The 15,694-nt window shown below is 57.8% G+C and carries 14 protein-coding genes; 10 read left to right on the top strand and 4 right to left on the bottom strand.

Translation table 11 applies throughout. The annotated features are described in order from the left end of the window. Positions 1-148: 148 nt before the first annotated feature. Both AC0Z4S_RS24640 and AC0Z4S_RS24635 read right to left on the bottom strand, forming a co-directional pair. Positions 149-778 carry a Pr6Pr family membrane protein gene (locus tag AC0Z4S_RS24640; protein ID WP_485624917.1) on the bottom strand — a complete coding sequence of 210 codons (630 nt, stop codon included), beginning with the start codon at positions 776-778 and terminating at the stop codon, positions 149-151. Position 779: 1 nt separating this feature from the next. After that, complete coding sequence (locus AC0Z4S_RS24635) at positions 780-1,010, bottom strand: VF530 family protein (protein ID WP_485624916.1); 231 nt, start codon at positions 1,008-1,010, stop codon at positions 780-782. Between the two features lie 301 nt (positions 1,011-1,311). Between AC0Z4S_RS24635 and AC0Z4S_RS24630 the strand changes: the two genes are divergently transcribed. From AC0Z4S_RS24630 to AC0Z4S_RS24620, 3 genes are all read left to right on the top strand, one after another. Next, the gene (locus AC0Z4S_RS24630) at positions 1,312-2,673 is read left to right on the top strand and encodes a carbohydrate porin (protein WP_485624915.1); all 1,362 of its coding nucleotides are present in this window, start codon (positions 1,312-1,314) and stop codon (positions 2,671-2,673) included. 218 nt (positions 2,674-2,891) lie between these two features. After that, on the top strand, positions 2,892-5,300 hold the full coding sequence (locus AC0Z4S_RS24625; protein WP_485624914.1) for a glucose/quinate/shikimate family membrane-bound PQQ-dependent dehydrogenase: 2,409 nt from the start codon (positions 2,892-2,894) through the stop codon (positions 5,298-5,300). A 34-nt stretch (positions 5,301-5,334) separates the two neighbouring features. After that, a complete protein-coding gene (locus AC0Z4S_RS24620; RefSeq protein WP_485624913.1) occupies positions 5,335-5,532 on the top strand; it encodes a hypothetical protein in 198 nt (65 codons plus the stop codon). A 16-nt stretch (positions 5,533-5,548) separates the two neighbouring features. Here the strand turns inward: AC0Z4S_RS24620 and AC0Z4S_RS24615 are convergent, their stop codons facing one another. Continuing rightward, positions 5,549-5,959 (bottom strand): hypothetical protein, encoded by a 411-nt coding sequence (locus AC0Z4S_RS24615; protein WP_485624912.1) that lies wholly within the window; start codon positions 5,957-5,959, stop codon positions 5,549-5,551. A 587-nt stretch (positions 5,960-6,546) separates the two neighbouring features. Between AC0Z4S_RS24615 and AC0Z4S_RS24610 the strand changes: the two genes are divergently transcribed. Beyond that, positions 6,547-6,921 (top strand): DUF6124 family protein, encoded by a 375-nt coding sequence (locus AC0Z4S_RS24610; protein ID WP_485624911.1) that lies wholly within the window; start codon positions 6,547-6,549, stop codon positions 6,919-6,921. 258 nt (positions 6,922-7,179) lie between these two features. Here AC0Z4S_RS24610 and AC0Z4S_RS24605 read toward each other — a convergent pair whose 3' ends face one another. Beyond that, on the bottom strand, positions 7,180-8,349 hold the full coding sequence (locus tag AC0Z4S_RS24605) for an AAA family ATPase (RefSeq protein WP_485624910.1): 1,170 nt from the start codon (positions 8,347-8,349) through the stop codon (positions 7,180-7,182). A gap of 248 nt (positions 8,350-8,597) precedes the next feature. On the opposite strand from AC0Z4S_RS24605, the gene lon reads away from it, so the two are divergent. From lon to cmoB, 6 genes are all read left to right on the top strand, one after another. Next, entirely contained in the window at positions 8,598-11,012 is a 2,415-nt protein-coding gene (gene lon / locus AC0Z4S_RS24600) for an endopeptidase La (protein ID WP_485624909.1), read from the top strand. Positions 11,013-11,180: 168 nt separating this feature from the next. Then, on the top strand, positions 11,181-12,185 hold the full coding sequence (locus AC0Z4S_RS24595; protein ID WP_485624908.1) for a hypothetical protein: 1,005 nt from the start codon (positions 11,181-11,183) through the stop codon (positions 12,183-12,185). A gap of 374 nt (positions 12,186-12,559) precedes the next feature. Continuing rightward, positions 12,560-12,952, top strand: a complete 393-nt coding sequence (locus AC0Z4S_RS24590; protein ID WP_485624907.1) for a protease inhibitor I42 family protein — start codon at positions 12,560-12,562, stop codon at positions 12,950-12,952. A 302-nt stretch (positions 12,953-13,254) separates the two neighbouring features. Further along, positions 13,255-13,749, top strand: a complete 495-nt coding sequence (locus AC0Z4S_RS24585) for a hypothetical protein (RefSeq protein ID WP_485624906.1) — start codon at positions 13,255-13,257, stop codon at positions 13,747-13,749. A 156-nt stretch (positions 13,750-13,905) separates the two neighbouring features. Further along, on the top strand, positions 13,906-14,649 hold the full coding sequence (cmoA, locus tag AC0Z4S_RS24580) for a carboxy-S-adenosyl-L-methionine synthase CmoA (RefSeq protein ID WP_485624905.1): 744 nt from the start codon (positions 13,906-13,908) through the stop codon (positions 14,647-14,649). Then, a complete protein-coding gene (gene cmoB, locus AC0Z4S_RS24575) occupies positions 14,646-15,602 on the top strand; it encodes a tRNA 5-methoxyuridine(34)/uridine 5-oxyacetic acid(34) synthase CmoB (RefSeq protein ID WP_485624904.1) in 957 nt (318 codons plus the stop codon). The genes cmoA and cmoB overlap by 4 nt, the downstream gene beginning before the upstream one ends. Positions 15,603-15,694: the final 92 nt, after the last annotated feature.

Here is a 15,694-nt window from a genome sequence, read left to right as displayed (position 1 = left end):
AAGCTGCTGCACTTCGTTTACGGAGTGCTCAAGTCAGGACTGCCATATGACCCGCAACTTGCGCTTGCCCGGTGAGGCTCAAGACGGTATCTACATTTGGAATGCATTCCCCCTGTAGGAGCTGACGAAGGCTGCGATCTTTTGACGTTCATCGCCGAAATCGGTCGAGGCCGATCACCAGCATACCCACCAGCACAAACCCGACCAAAATCCCTCCGGCATTGAGCAGTACCTGTGGATAACCCAACACCGCCACATCAATGAACGGGTACGCATATGCACCGAGCAGATGCCCGCGCAGCAAGGCGTAGATGAAATACACCAGCGGATAGATCAGCCACAGCGGCAGGTGCCACAGGCGCAACGTGCCTTTGGGTACGCAGCACCACCAATAGCCAAGAAACAGCAACGGCATGACGTCGTGAAGCAATTCATCGGCGACAAACTGCCAGCCTTCCGGATGCCATAAGTGCCGCAGCAAAATGCTGTAGGCGAGAGCGACAACAGCAATGCTCACGGCAATCCCACTGCTGACCCACGGTTGCAGAAACCAGCGGCGCGCGGCCGATTCGCGCTCGGCCACCGCGCAGGTCAACACGGTCGCCACCAGCGTGTTGGTCAGAATCGTGAAGTAGCTGAAAAAGCTCACCAGCCCGCCCAGCAGGCTGGCGCCGACGCTCAATCGTGCGAAGAAAATCAGGTACAACTGAATCGTCAATCCGGCCCAGCCCAGTGCGGCCAGGCAGGTGATCAGGCGTCGCCGCCTCGCGCTGTCCATCTCAGAGCGGTCGCTTGGTGCGCATCAGCTTGACGTACAGGCGCTCGACCTTCTCCCGCGCCCACGGGGTTTTGCGCAGAAACGTCAGGCTCGACTTGATGCTCGGATCGCTTTTAAAGCAGCGGATATCGATGCGCTCAGCCAGCCCCGACCATTCGTAGTGAGCGACCAGTGCTTTGAGGATCTGTTCGAGGGTCACGCCGTGCAGCGGATCGGGGGTCTGTTCGTTCATGCCGGGCCTTTGAGCGAAGTGGAAATGCGTAAAGCCGCGCACCTTAGCCGAGGGGGTGATCGGGTGGAAGGCCTTCCTGCAAATGTAGGCCAACCCCGAAAGATCGCAGGCTGTGACCCGACTCACAATGCGCCCGTTTGCCGCACTGTTACCGAATCCGAAACGCTGCATGTCTGCAAAAGCCCTTTCTCAATTTGTTACAGATCATTATCCTGCCGCCCTTCCGCTGAAACGCTTCACTGCCTGCGACAAACTGAAGCGCTCGGCCTGCCCCCGAAAAACATCAAAAAAAGACTTATTCATGGCTGATTTTTCCTTCTCCCGAGATAGCGCTATCTCCATTCTGCGCACCCTTGGCGGCTGCACCGCGCTCGGTCTTGCCTCTTGCGCCCAGGCGGCTCCGGCCTTCGACAGTGAGTCACCGTACATGCTCGGTGACTGGAACGGCACGCGCACAGAACTTTCGGAAAAAGGCTACTACTTCAAACTCGACTATACCGGCGAAATGGGCAGCAACCTGCACGGTGGCTACGACCACGACCGCACTGCGCGCTACAGCGACCAGTTCGGCCTCGGCACCCATCTGGACCTGCAGAAAATCCTCGGTTGGAACGACGCCGAATTTCAGCTGACCATCACCAAACGCAGCGGCAACAACATCAGCAACGACCGCATCAATGACCCACGCGTAGGCGGCTTCACTTCGGCGCAGGAAGTCTGGGGCAGAGGCCAGACCACGCGCCTGACGCAGATGTGGTACCAGCAGAAATTCTTCGATCAGAAACTCGACATCAAGGTCGGCCGTTTCGGCGAGGGCGAAGACTTCAACAGCTTCCCCTGCGATTTCCAGAATCTGGCGTTCTGCGGCTCGCAGGTCGGCAACTGGGTCGGCGGCATCTGGTACAACTGGCCGGTCAGCCAATGGGCACTGCGGGTCAAATATCACCTGACGCCGGAGCTGTACGCACAGGTCGGTGCCTATGAGCAGAACCCGTCGAACCTCGATCGTGGCAACGGCTTCAAACTCAGCGGCAGCGGCACCCAAGGTGCGATCCTGCCAGTCGAACTGGTGTGGACGCCGAAGCTCAACGGCCTGCCGGGCGAATACCGCGCCGGTTATTACTACAGCAATGCCAAGGCCGCGGATGTCTACAAGGATCGCAATGACCAGCCGGCAGCGCTGAGCGGTGAAGCCTACCGCAGCGCGTCGAGCAAGCACGGCGTGTGGCTGGGCGTGCAGCAGCAGGTCACCAGCATTGCCAGCGCCCACTCCCGTGGTTTGAGCCTGTTCGCCAACGCGACCATGCATGACAAGAAAACCAACGCCATCGACAACTACGTGCAGGCCGGCCTGACCTACAAAGGCCCGTTCGACGCCCGCGCCAAAGACGACATCGGTTTCGCCCTGGCACGTGTGCACGTCAACCCGGCCTATCGCAAGAACGCCGAAATGACTAACCGCACCAACGCCATCTACGACTACGACAACCCAGGTTTTCTGCCACCGCAGGACACCGAGTACAGCGCCGAGCTGTATTACGGCGTGCACGTCACCAACTGGCTGACCGTGCGCCCGAACCTGCAATACATCCGCCACCCCGGTGGCGTGAACGACGTCGACGATGCCCTGATCGGCGGGATCAAGATCCAGTCGTCGTTCTAAAGCACACCGAAACACTCAATGTGGGAGCGAGCCTGCTCGCGAAGGCGTCTTGTCAGTCAGCACATCAGCCTTCTGACACACCGCTTTCGAGAGCAGGCTCGCTCCCACAAATGGGAATTGATTAGCTGGATAAGTTTTATCTGAACCATGCCTGCGCCAAATCGTCATCTAAAGTGACTACAGCGCGGGACTACATAAACGTCACGGAGATTCACACTATGAGCACCGAAAGTGCTTCGAGTCGGGGCCGTCTGCTACCGGGCCTGCTCGGCATCCTGCTTCTACTGATGGGCCTGGCCATGCTGGCCGGGGGAGTCAAGCTGAGCATGCTCGGCGGCTCGCTGTATTACCTGCTGGCCGGTATCGGCATCGCCTTGACCGGCATTCTGCTGCTGATGCGCCGTCGTGCGGCGCTGGGCCTGTACGCCATCGTGCTGTTTGCCAGCACCGTCTGGGCGCTGTGGGAAGTTGGCCTGGACTGGTGGCAACTGGTGCCGCGTCTGGCAATGCTGTTCGCGCTGGGCCTGGTGATGTTGCTGCCATGGTTCCGCCGCCCGCTGCTGCTCAACGGCCCTGCCCCGATGGGCACCGGCGCGCTGACCGTAGCCGTGGTGCTGGCCGGCCTGACCGCTGTCGCCAGTCAGTTCACCAACCCTGGGGAAATCAAAGGCCAGCTGGATCGCGACAGCGTCGACGGCATGACCAACACCGCCCCGGCCATGCCCGACGGTGACTGGAACTCCTACGGCCGCAGTGCCCACGGTGATCGTTACTCGCCACTGGCGCAGATCACCCCGGCCAACGTGAGCAAACTGGTACCGGCGTGGACCTACCGCACCGGCGACATCCCGGGGCCGAACGATCCGGGCGAAACCACCGCTGAAAATACCCCGCTGAAAGTCAACGGCATGCTCTACGTGTGCACGCCGCACAGCCAGGTGATTGCGCTGGATCCGGACACCGGCAAGGAAATCTGGCGTTTCGATCCGAAGCTGAGCACGCAGAACGCGGCCAACTTCAAAGGCTGGGCGCACATGACCTGCCGTGGCGTGAGCTATCACGACGATGCGGTCTATGCCTCCGAGCAGAGCCCGACCGGTTCGGCCAGCCCGGCCCCGGCCAGCGCATGCCCGCGTCGCATCTTTCTGCCAACCGCTGACACCCGTCTGATCGCCCTCAACGCTGACACCGGCAAAATGTGCGAAGACTTTGGCGACAAGGGTCAGATCGACCTGTCTGCCAACATCGGCGGCTTCAACGCTGGCGGCTACTACTCCACTTCGCCACCTGCGGTCACCAAGGACCTGGTGGTGATCGGCGGTCACGTCACCGACAACGTTTCCACCGACGAGCCTAGCGGCGTAATCCGTGCGTTCGACGTGCACACCGGCAAACTGGTGTGGAACTGGGACAGCGGCAACCCGGACGATACCGCGCCGATTGCCGAAGGCAAGACCTACACGCGCAACTCGCCGAACATGTGGTCGATGTTTGCCGTCGATGAAAAACTCGGCATGCTCTACCTGCCGATGGGCAACCAGACCCCGGACCAGTTCGGTGGCATGCGTACGCCTGAATCGGAACTGCACGCCGCTGGCCTGACCGCACTGGACATCGCCACCGGCAAGGTGCGCTGGAACTTCCAGTTCACCCACCATGACCTGTGGGACATGGACGTCGGCGGGCAGCCGACCGTGATGGACATCAAAACCGCTGACGGCGTCAAGCCGGCGGTATTGGCGTCGACCAAGCAGGGCAGCATCTACGTACTGGATCGCAGCACCGGCAAAGCCATCGTGCCGATCAACGAAATCCCCGTGCCGCAGGGCGCGGTGGAAGGCGACCACACCTCGCCGACCCAACCGAAATCCGACCTCAACTTCATGCCGCCGCCCCTCAAAGAGCGCGACATGTGGGGTGTGACCCCGTTCGACCAGATGCTCTGCCGGATCGACTTCAAATCCCTGCGTTATGACGGCCCGTTCACCCCGCCGTCGCTGCAAGGTTCGATCGTGTATCCAGGTAACTTCGGCGTGTTCGACTGGGGCGGCATCTCGGTCGATCCAGTGCGCCAGATCGCCTTCGTCAACCCGAGCTACATGGCGTTCCGTTCGAAACTGGTACCGGCTGCAGAAGTGGCCGGCGGCCCGGGCCGCAAGAGCGAAACCGAAGGCGTGCAGCCTAACAAGGGCGCGCCGTACGGCGTGATCCTCGAAGCGCTGCTGTCGCCAATGGGCCTGCCATGCCAGGCGCCGGCGTGGGGTTATGTCGCAGCGGTCGACCTGACCACCAGCAAAACCATCTGGATGCACAAGAACGGCACCGTGCGCGACAGCTCGCCGGTTCCGATCCCGCTGAGCATGGGCGTACCGAGCCTGGGCGGCACCTTCACCACCGCTGGTGGCGTCGCGTTCCTGAGCGGCACCCTCGACCAGTACCTGCGCGCCTACGACGTGAAAAACGGCAAGCAACTGTGGGAAGGCCGCCTGCCAGCCGGCGCGCAAACCACGCCGATGACGTACACCGGCAAGGACGGCAAGCAATACGTGCTGGTCGTGGCCGGCGGTCACGGCTCCCTGGGCACCAAGCAGGGTGACTATGTGATTGCGTACAAACTGTCTGAGTAAGTTGTAACGGCAGTTAAAGAAAAGGCGATGTCACGTGAGGGACATCGCCTTTTTTGTGCGTGAAATCTTTAAGCCATTTACAAAACCTGCAGGAGTGAGCCTGCTCGCGATAGCGGAGTGTCAGACAGCAACTTTGGGCCTGACACAGGTCATCATGCTGGCCGACATGGTGGTGAATCGGGTGCTGGATAACCTGGAGCTACCTGCGCACGGCTTTCTACGCGTCCATTGACAGTAGCGCTATAGACTTAGGGGGTCGACACCAGATCAAAACTGCAAAGAATATCCCGCTCGCCTCCCACTTCTGTAGGGATGACTCCATTGAAAGAACCTTTGTAGGTTCCTTTTTCCACATCAAAGTCGATATTGAAAGTTTTTGCTGTCGTTAATTCGGATCTCAACCTCGCGAAGCCGGAGGTAGTTTCAAATTCACCGATATAAAAGAGCCGATCAAAAGTGAGCGTCTTGTCTGACTCGTCAAGTTTGAAAATCAAATAAAGGGATCTGTAATTCAGGACATCACCCTCCTTGGCGGAAATGTGGAGATAGCCATCAGAAACAGAAACGGTGATGTAGTTCACCGCGAGATCTGGATGGCCCTGAATCTTCGCGTTGAATTCTCCCGTAACACCCAGTGTAACAATGCGTTTACCAGTCATTTTTTCAGTTCCATTGAATTACTCAGCAGAGTGGCAATGGTATGAGTTGATTTGAATTATCTACAACTGTCAGGACTGACAGTTTTTTAGATCGATTTGATTGAATTGCCATTGATATTAAAACCAAGTCAAGGTCGGCGCTGAGTATGAGCTAACCGAAAAAACCAACACTGTAGGCGCGAACGTGCCCACGAATCCGCTGTTCAGCCCGCGAATAAGACGACTGACGCCGCAGCACGCACAGGCTCACTCCTACAAAGGATGGTGTGCGTCCTACAGGACCACGTCATGCACGGAAGTTTTCCGACAGCTCGCGTCGGTTGTGCTTCGGAAATGCGCTGGATAGGCTCGCAAGGTCGCTGCCAATTCAGCGACCGGGCGTCGCGGCCCGAGCAGTCCATTCGATTTGATGCATAATCGCCAGCCCAAGCGTTCGCCGCTTGGTTTGATGGTGGCTGTGCGCGGGATACCTTCGGGTATGCCGGGTTTCCGAATGGCTCGGTCCGCGAACCTGCGTACAGCTGCCTCCTTGCATCGCGTCGCGGCGATCATGAAAAGCAGCTCCATTTCTCATTCGGAGCGTCACCATGTTCAAACCAACTCCCAATCCCCCCGAAACCGAAAGCACGTCCCCCTACCAATCCCCCGACTCGAAAAAACTCCACCACGCCGCCGAGCGTGCGCTGGACCACTACCTGAAACCACCCGCCAGCCCCGACAAATCCCACAAACCCAGCACCATGTTCCAGGTCACCCCGGATCAGGACAACGAAAGCCTGCTCGCCCACGCCTGCGAATCCCTGGCCTCGGCCAGTGTCATGGCCAGTGACATCGCAGCGTACGTCGACAGTCCACAGCGACATACCATCCTGGCGATCCAGCAAGTGATCATGCTCGCTGAACTGGCGGTGAACCGCGTGCTGGACAACTACGAAATCCCCCAATCCCCGACACACAACTGAACCCGGTAGGAGTGAGCCTGCTCGCGAAGGCGTCGGCGCATTCGGCATATAGAGTGCCTGATCCACCGCCTTCGCGAGCACGCTCGCTCCGAGACAAAAGCAAAATCAAAAGATCACAGCTTTCGTCCGCTCCTAAACACAATGAGTGCAAGATCGAGTACTCCCCCTGCTCTTGATCCATGCGTGTCGGCAGGTAAGCGGGGGAGAATTTTCCGGAAAGAATCCGGCGGCTGACTACATAAGGCGCTACCACTGATTTCATTCACCACGACGGCGAAGATATTCCGCGAAAAGCGGAACGGTGAAATCAAGGTAACCATGGTCGGTGCTGTAGATCATACCTTTGGAAATGATATTGGCCCGGGCCGGGCCCAACGATGATTGATCGCGGTCCATCACCTTGGCGATACCTGCCATAGGATAGGGGCCATCACCAAGGGCGGCCATCGCCATCACAAACTGGATCTCGGCTTTGGTAAGCCGGTCATACCGAACCTTGAAGAAGCCTGCGTCGAGTCCGGCGATAGTCTCTGGATAAGCGCGCTCGACATCAGCGAGCGTGATCATGGGGCCGGCGGCAACATCCCATGAAGTTGAACCCCATTCCTGCAAAAAAAACGGATAGCCCTTCGTTCGCGCGACAATAGCTTCGAGGGCAGCGTCTTCGATCGACTGCTCCTCCTCCTCGACGGGCTTTCGAACAGCAAGTTTTGCTGCTTCTTCGTCCAGCGCGCCTACAGGCGGGTAGAGGAATAGCCGCTCTGCATAGGACTTCGCCTCACCAGCCAATTTGGCAACCTGCGGTAGTCCTGCCCCAACCAAAACCACAGGCAACCCGCGCTGGGCCATTCTATGCATCGCAACGATAAGTGCCGACAGATCGCCTTCCGAGAGGTACTGAACTTCGTCGATGAGCAGCACCCATCCCTTGCCAGCAGCTTTAGCGCCCTCACCAATCACACCGAACAGGTCTGGAAGATCATGTTGCAGATCGCCGCTATCAGCGAGCCCAGGCTCTGCACCCTCGACGCCAACCTCTACGCCACCGATGTCGATTTTGAATATCGAGGCAAAATTGCGCAGGGCGCTCATACCCCGGCTGGCAATTTGCTTTGCGCCTTCGAATCCCGAAAGTGAACGCATCACGCGTCGCAGTTCAGGGTAAAGAAGCGTGGAAAGTGTGTTTTTCTCCGGAGCCTCAAGCTGGGAAACGAGCATTCCCTCTTGTCTTGCGATATTGCCGATTTCATTCAGGAGTACCGTCTTGCCTACTCCACGAAGGCCAAGGAGCATCAGCGAGCGTGCCGGTTTTCCCCTCACTGCGCGGCCACAGGAAATCCGGGCCATCTCGAGGACAGGATCTCGGCCAGCAAGCTCCGGTGGTGGAAAACCAGCCCCGGGGGCAAAGGGATTACGATACGGATCCATCAAAACTCCATTTATAGTTAAAGCTAACCAACACTAGCGTTTTTTGCTATTTATGCACAGGTATTGGTAGATTCCAATACCTACCCACGCCGACCTGAAGGATCTCGCCACCGGCCCAAAGCCCGCCAAGGTTAACAAGGTCAAAAACTTTCCAAGCCCAAACACACAAGCAGAAACACACTCGCCCCATTGAAACCACCCCACCCCTGCCCCATCTAACCCCCCATACCCCATTGCGCAGGTGCCCCATGACCGACCAGCAAGATCGCCCGGACAACCACGACGACTACGAAACCGACCACATCGAACACACCTCCTCCGGCACCGGCCTGGCGCTGCCCGGGCAAAACCTGCCGGACAAGGTCTACATCATCCCGATCCACAATCGTCCGTTCTTCCCGGCCCAGGTCCTGCCGGTCATCGTCAACGAAGAACCGTGGGCCGAAACCCTTGAGCTGGTCAGCAAATCCGAACACCACTCCCTGGCCCTGTTCTTCATGGACACGCCCCAGGAAGACCCGCGCCACTTCGACACCGGCGCCCTCCCCGAATACGGCACGCTGGTCAAGGTCCACCATGCCAGCCGCGAGAACGGCAAACTGCAGTTTGTGGCCCAGGGCCTGAGCCGCGTGCGCATCAAGACCTGGCTCAAGCACCACCGCCCGCCGTATCTGGTCGAAGTCGAGTACCCGCATCAGCCCACCGAGCCGACCGACGAGGTCAAGGCTTACGGCATGGCGCTGATCAACGCGATCAAGGAATTGCTACCGCTCAACCCGCTATACAGCGAAGAGCTGAAGAACTACCTCAACCGCTTCAGCCCCAACGACCCGTCGCCGCTGACCGACTTTGCCGCCGCCCTGACGTCCGCCACCGGCCCCGAGCTGCAGGAAGTGCTCGATTGCGTGCCGATGCTCAAGCGCATGGAAAAAGTCCTGCCGATGCTGCGCAAGGAAGTCGAAGTCGCGCGCCTGCAAAAAGAGATCTCCGCCGAAGTTAACCGCAAGATCGGCGAGCATCAGCGCGAGTTCTTCCTCAAGGAACAACTCAAGGTCATCCAGCAGGAACTCGGCCTGACCAAGGACGACCGCAGCGCCGACCTCGAACAGTTCCAGCAGCGCCTCGAAGGCAAAACCCTGCCGGCGCAAGTGCAAAAGCGCCTCGAAGAAGAAACCCACAAACTGTCGATCCTCGAAACCGGCTCGCCTGAATACGCGGTCACGCGCAATTATCTGGACTGGGCCACGTCGGTGCCGTGGGGCGTGTACGGCGAGGACAAACTCGACCTCAAGCACGCACGCAAAATCCTCGACAAGCACCATGCCGGTCTGGACGACATCAAGGATCGCATCCTCGAATTCCTCGCCGTCGGTGCGTACAAAGGCGAGATCAGCGGCTCGATCGTGTTGCTGGTCGGCCCACCGGGCGTGGGTAAAACCAGCGTCGGCAAATCCATCGCCGAATCCCTCGGCCGGCCGTTCTACCGCTTCAGCGTCGGCGGCATGCGCGACGAAGCCGAGATCAAGGGCCACCGCCGCACCTACATCGGCGCGCAGCCGGGCAAACTGGTGCAGGCGTTGAAAGACGTTGAAGTTATGAACCCGGTGATCATGCTCGACGAGATCGACAAGATGGGCCAGAGCTATCAGGGCGACCCGGCCTCGGCGCTGCTGGAAACCCTCGATCCTGAACAGAACGTCGAATTCCTCGACCACTACCTCGACCTGCGCATGGATCTGTCGAAGGTCCTGTTCGTATGCACCGCCAACACCCTCGACTCGATCCCCGGCCCACTGCTCGACCGCATGGAAGTGATTCGTCTGTCGGGCTACATCACCGAAGAGAAAGTCGCCATCGCCAAGCGTCACCTGTGGCCGAAGCTGTTGGAAAAGGCCGGCGTGTCCAAGGGTAGCCTGAGCATCAGCGACACCGCGCTAAAAGCCTTGATCGACGGTTACGCCCGAGAAGCCGGCGTGCGCCAGCTGGAAAAACAGATGGGCAAACTGGTACGCAAAGCGGTGATGAAGCTGATCGACGATCCGAAAGCGGTGATCAAACTCGGCCCGAAAGACCTCGAAGCATCACTGGGGCATCCGGTGTTCCGCAATGAACAAGTGCTGTCCGGCACCGGTGTCATCACCGGGCTGGCATGGACCAGCATGGGCGGTGCGACCTTGCCGATCGAAGCGACGCGGATTCACACGCTTAACCGGGGCTTCAAACTCACCGGGCAACTCGGCGATGTGATGAAGGAATCGGCGGAGATCGCCTACAGCTACGTCAGTTCGCACCTCAAGCAGTTTGGCGGTGATGCGAAGTTCTTCGACGAAGCCTTCGTCCACTTGCACGTGCCGGAAGGCGCCACACCGAAAGACGGTCCGAGTGCTGGCGTGACCATGGCCAGCGCCCTCCTCTCGCTCGCACGCAATCAACCGCCGAAAAAAGGTGTGGCGATGACTGGTGAATTGACCCTGACCGGGCATGTGCTGCCGATTGGCGGTGTGCGCGAGAAGGTGATTGCGGCGCGTCGGCAGAAGATTTTCGAGTTGATTCTGCCCGAGCCGAATCGGGGTAATTTTGAAGAACTGCCGGATTATCTGAAGGACGGGATTACTGTGCACTTTGCCAAGCGGTTTGCGGATGTGGCGAAGGTGTTGTTTTAACGGGAGTTTGCGTCATGCGGGCTTCTCGCGGTGATTTATGAGTTTTTGTTGTTAAAACTGGATCAAACCGAGCTTAGAAATCTAAAGTACTGTCAACTCTGACAGTACTTTTTTTTTGCGTACCCACTCAGACTGATTGCTCTATTGGCCTTACCCAGTGAGTGACTGATGAGCAAGCAAAATGCACTTCATATCGGCTTCATGCACAATCTTTGCGGGAAGTTCGAAGCTTCATTCACCAGCCCCGGCGCTCCCGGCGAAGCACGCTATCCCTATCACTCCCAGACATTGCATAACCGGATGGCCCGGACTCCTGAGTATCTGAACTTTGATAGCACCTCAGGCACATCCCCATTAGCAACGGCAACCAGCGACCGTCGAAGCATAGGCATTACGCTTAGATCAGAGATTGTAACTGGCACCTACGTATTTCCGCGGGATGCTTCTGTGGTGCAGGTAACCTACGGCGAATTTCAAAACTCCGATACCAATTTCAATTTTATGACTCACCCTGCAACCCACGCAGAGCTTGAGCTGAACATTACCGAAGAGGGACGGCGTTACTCCGGTGAACTCCGATTCGAAGTGCTGATCAACGGAGAAGTCCTGGAAATCGCGTCGCGCTTTGATGTTGTAATAACTTTCAACGGCGGTCCGGCAGTCTCAAGCAGCATCCAGTCGAAACAAAGTCCAGCAAGCGCAAGGCTGCAAAACCTGAGTGGAGAATTCAACGCCACGTTTCCTGTTTCCGCGGAACCAGGCGAAACGTCATTTGCACGAGCTCCATATCACTCTTCAGGCCTGAACTACATTGATGCATTCTTTCAGGAAGACATTAACTTCAATACCCAAAGCGGAAGGGTTTACTTAGACTCTTATATAACCAGCGATGCGCGGTCGTTTTCAGTTCACTTGAAGAAAGGAATTACTTCTGGCACCTATAGCTATCCAAGCGTGGGCAGTCCATTTACGCTGCTGAAATATAACGAAATGCGCTACATGGGCGATGGATATCTAGATTGGAGCCTGGATATTCTTGAAGCAACACTCGAACTTGAAGTTACGGATGAACGTCGCTACGTCGCGAAGGCCTTGTCGATAAAAGCCAAAACACCCACCGGCTCGGTCTTGAACATCAATGCCGATTTCGACATTTATCTGGCGATGGATTGACTGATTCGACCCGATTTTCTGGATAACCGGGCAGGCAATAGTGTGCACTTTGTCATGCGGTTTGGAGCTGTGGCGAAGGTGCTCTTCTAACCAATAGCCCCTCACCCCAGCCCTCTCCCCGAGGAGAGGGAGCCGACCGAGGCGTCCGGAGTCATCCATCGACCTGAAAAACCGGGTCGACTATGGATTCGGTGAGGTGCGTTCATGTCGGCGGATTTCGCCAATCGCCCCCCGGTCGGTCCCCTCTCCCTCTGGGAGAGGGCTAGGGTGAGGGCTTGGCGTCAGTGGGGTCAACGCGGCAACCCGCCTGTCACACTTTGTCTCATCTTCAGTTATGCTCGCCGTTCGTCGTAAACGCCGGAGCTGCTGATCTTATGTCCACCACTCGCCTGTTCGTCCCCTTCGTCCTTTCCTTGCTGGCCGCTTGCACCACGCAGCCGAAACACAACGTGACCGTGGAAAAACAAAGCGAATGCCCGGTGAAACTCACCAATGGGCAGAACCTGATCGTGACGCTGCCAAGCAACCCGACCACGGGTTATCGCTGGGCCATTCAGGATTCCGCTGGCGGCGTGCTGCGCGCGCTCAGCCCAGAGGTCTACAGCAATCCGGAAGATGCCGGCGTGGTTGGCGCAGCGGGTGTATCAACCTGGCGCTTCCAGGCCTTCGCCCCCGGCACCGGGCGCCTGCGCCTGACCTCACAGCAACCGTGGGCGCCGGAAGTGCTGCCGGTGGCAACATTTGACTGCGCCATCTCGGTGAACTGATCGTGGGCTGGTTGATTCTGGCATTGATCGGGGCGGTGACGTTTCGCATCTGACGTACCTGAAAGCTTATCTGCGTGACTGCAAGCGTCTGGCGATATTGCAGTTACTGGCAGGGCCGCTGGGCATCACTGCCTCGTCATTCGAAAGAGTGGAACAAGTCAAGCGCACGCTATAAGCCTATAGCCGCCCTTTTATCTCGAAACATTATAAAAACCTGTCAACTCTGACAGTAGCTCGTGATTTTTATTCTCCCTAGTATTCGTGGGCGTTACCAAATCCCATGTAATACAAGGAAGAACTTCATGAGCTTTTTCAGCGGTGAATACGCAACATTCGGCGACACTGCGGCACCTGTCATTACCGTCAGTGCTGAAACAACTGCAACGGTGTCTGGCCGCGTGAAATTCGACAGCCAGATTGTGGAGTTCGATGCTGATCCGGCAAGTGATCAGATTCAACTGGTGACCCGTGCAAATTTTCAGGATTCCTCGCAGCGCAGTAAAAAAGGTCTGGTACTCCGATTTGATAAAACCATTAAATCAGGCAGCTATCCTGTTGCTGATCCAGGCTTCCCCTTCCCTGTTGCCTACTATTTTGAAACGGGTACCACCCCCGGTTATACGACCACGTTTCAATACCCGGCAAAAAGCGGAACGTTCAATGTAGAGGTGATTGAGGTCACAGCCGAGAAACTGCATTACCAAATCGATTTTGATTTCAAGGGTGTCGACGAGCGTAATCAGGTACTGAAAATTGCCGGCAAATCTACTTACATCGTATTTCTGCAAGCTCAGTAATCAGCGTTGAATAATGAATGACCATGCTCGCCTAGCGAACCTGGTCATTTAGCCTTTCCAAACGCGCTCTCCCACGCTTTATCAGACAACCCAAGCATCCGCGCCTCACTTTGGCTAAAATGCCGGCCCTTTCCACCGACACCGCCGGACGCCGCCGTGAGCAAAGAACCCGATCGCCTATTCGCCCAGCCTTTGGCCCAGGTGCCTGACTTCGCCTTCAATGAAGACGTGGTGCGGGTGTTCCCGGATATGATCAAGCGCTCGGTGCCGGGTTATCCGACCATCGTCGAGAACCTCGGCGTACTCGCGGCGCAATTCGCCCAGCCGAACAGCGTGCTCTACGATCTCGGCGCATCGCTCGGCGCAGTGACTCAAGCCCTGCGCCGTCATGTGCGCACCGATGGTTGCCGAGTGATTGCAGTGGATAACTCGGCGGCGATGGTCGAGCGTTGCCGGGAATACCTCAACGGTCAGGATTCGATGTTTCAGGAATTGCTGCCGGTCGAAGTGATCGAGGGCGATATCCTCGCGCTCGACTTCCAGCCTGCCTCGGTGGTGGCGTTGAACTTCACCCTGCAATTCATCGCCCCGGATCAGCGCACCGCGCTGCTCTCGCGCATTCGTCAGTCGTTGTTGCCCGGCGGCGCACTGATTCTGTCGGAGAAGCTGCGCTTCAACGATGCCGAAGAGCACGCGCTGCTCACCGATCTGCACGTGGCGTTCAAACGCGCCAACGGCTACAGCGAACTGGAAATCGCCCAGAAGCGCAGCGCCATCGAAAATGTCATGAAGCCCGACAGCCTCGAAGAACACCGCGAACGCCTGCTGGCCGCCGGTTTTTCGAAAGTCGTGCCGTGGTTCCAGTGTCTTAACTTTGCCTCGTTGATTGCCTTGCCATGATTGATCTGTCCCCCCTCGCCCGCCGTCTGGCCGGCACACCGCTGGCCGAATGGGCCAACACCCTGCAGCTTCAACTCGACAAGAAAATGGAAAAAGGCCACGGCGACCTGGAGCGCTGGCAAAGTGCGCTGGACGCCTTGCCGAAGATCCAGCCGAGCGAAGTCGACTTGCTCAACGGGCTGACACTCGACACCGATTGCGACGATGACACCCGTGCACAGATGCGTACCGCGCTGATGGGCCTGTCGCCCTGGCGCAAAGGGCCATTCGATCTGTTCGGTGTGCATGTCGACACCGAATGGCGCTCGGACTGGAAGTGGTCGCGCGTGGCGCCGCACCTGGATCTGAAAGGCAAACGCATCCTTGATGTCGGCTGCGGCAACGGCTACTACATGTGGCGCATGCTCGGCGCCGGAGCGGACAGTGTCATTGGCGTTGATCCGAACTGGCTGTTCTTCTGCCAGTTCCAGGCCGTGCAGCGTTACCTGTCCGAGCCGAATGCCTGGCACCTGCCGTTCCCGTTCGAAGACTTGCCTGCGAATCTGGAAGGTTTCGACACTGTGTTTTCCATGGGCGTGTTCTACCACCGCCGCTCGCCGATCGAGCATTTGCTGGCATTGAAGGATTGCCTGGTCAAGGGCGGCGAACTGGTGCTGGAGACGCTGGTGGTCGAAGGCGACAAGCATCAGGTGCTGGTGCCGGAAGATCGCTACGCGCAGATGCGCAACGTGTGGTTTTTGCCGTCGGTGCCGGCGCTGGAATTGTGGCTGCGGCGGGCCGGGTTCAGCGATATTCGCTGTGTGGATGTCAGCACGACCACGGTTGAGGAACAGCGCGGCACAGAGTGGATGAAGTATCAGTCGCTGAGCGATTTTCTTGATCCCGAGGATCACAGCAAAACGATTGAAGGGCTGCCGGCGCCGATGCGGGCGGTGATTGTTGCGAAGAAGTAAGCGTAATTCCCTGATGATCGCGGTGAGCCTACCCCTCACCCCAGCCCTCTCCCCAGGGAGAGGGAGCAGATCTCTGAGCTTTTCAAAATTTG

The sequence above is a fragment of the Pseudomonas sp. 1L-B-1-E-C1 genome (assembly GCF_057291835.1).
The sequence above is the reverse complement of the archived record's forward strand: the minus strand, read 5'-3'. Positions and strand labels throughout refer to the sequence as shown.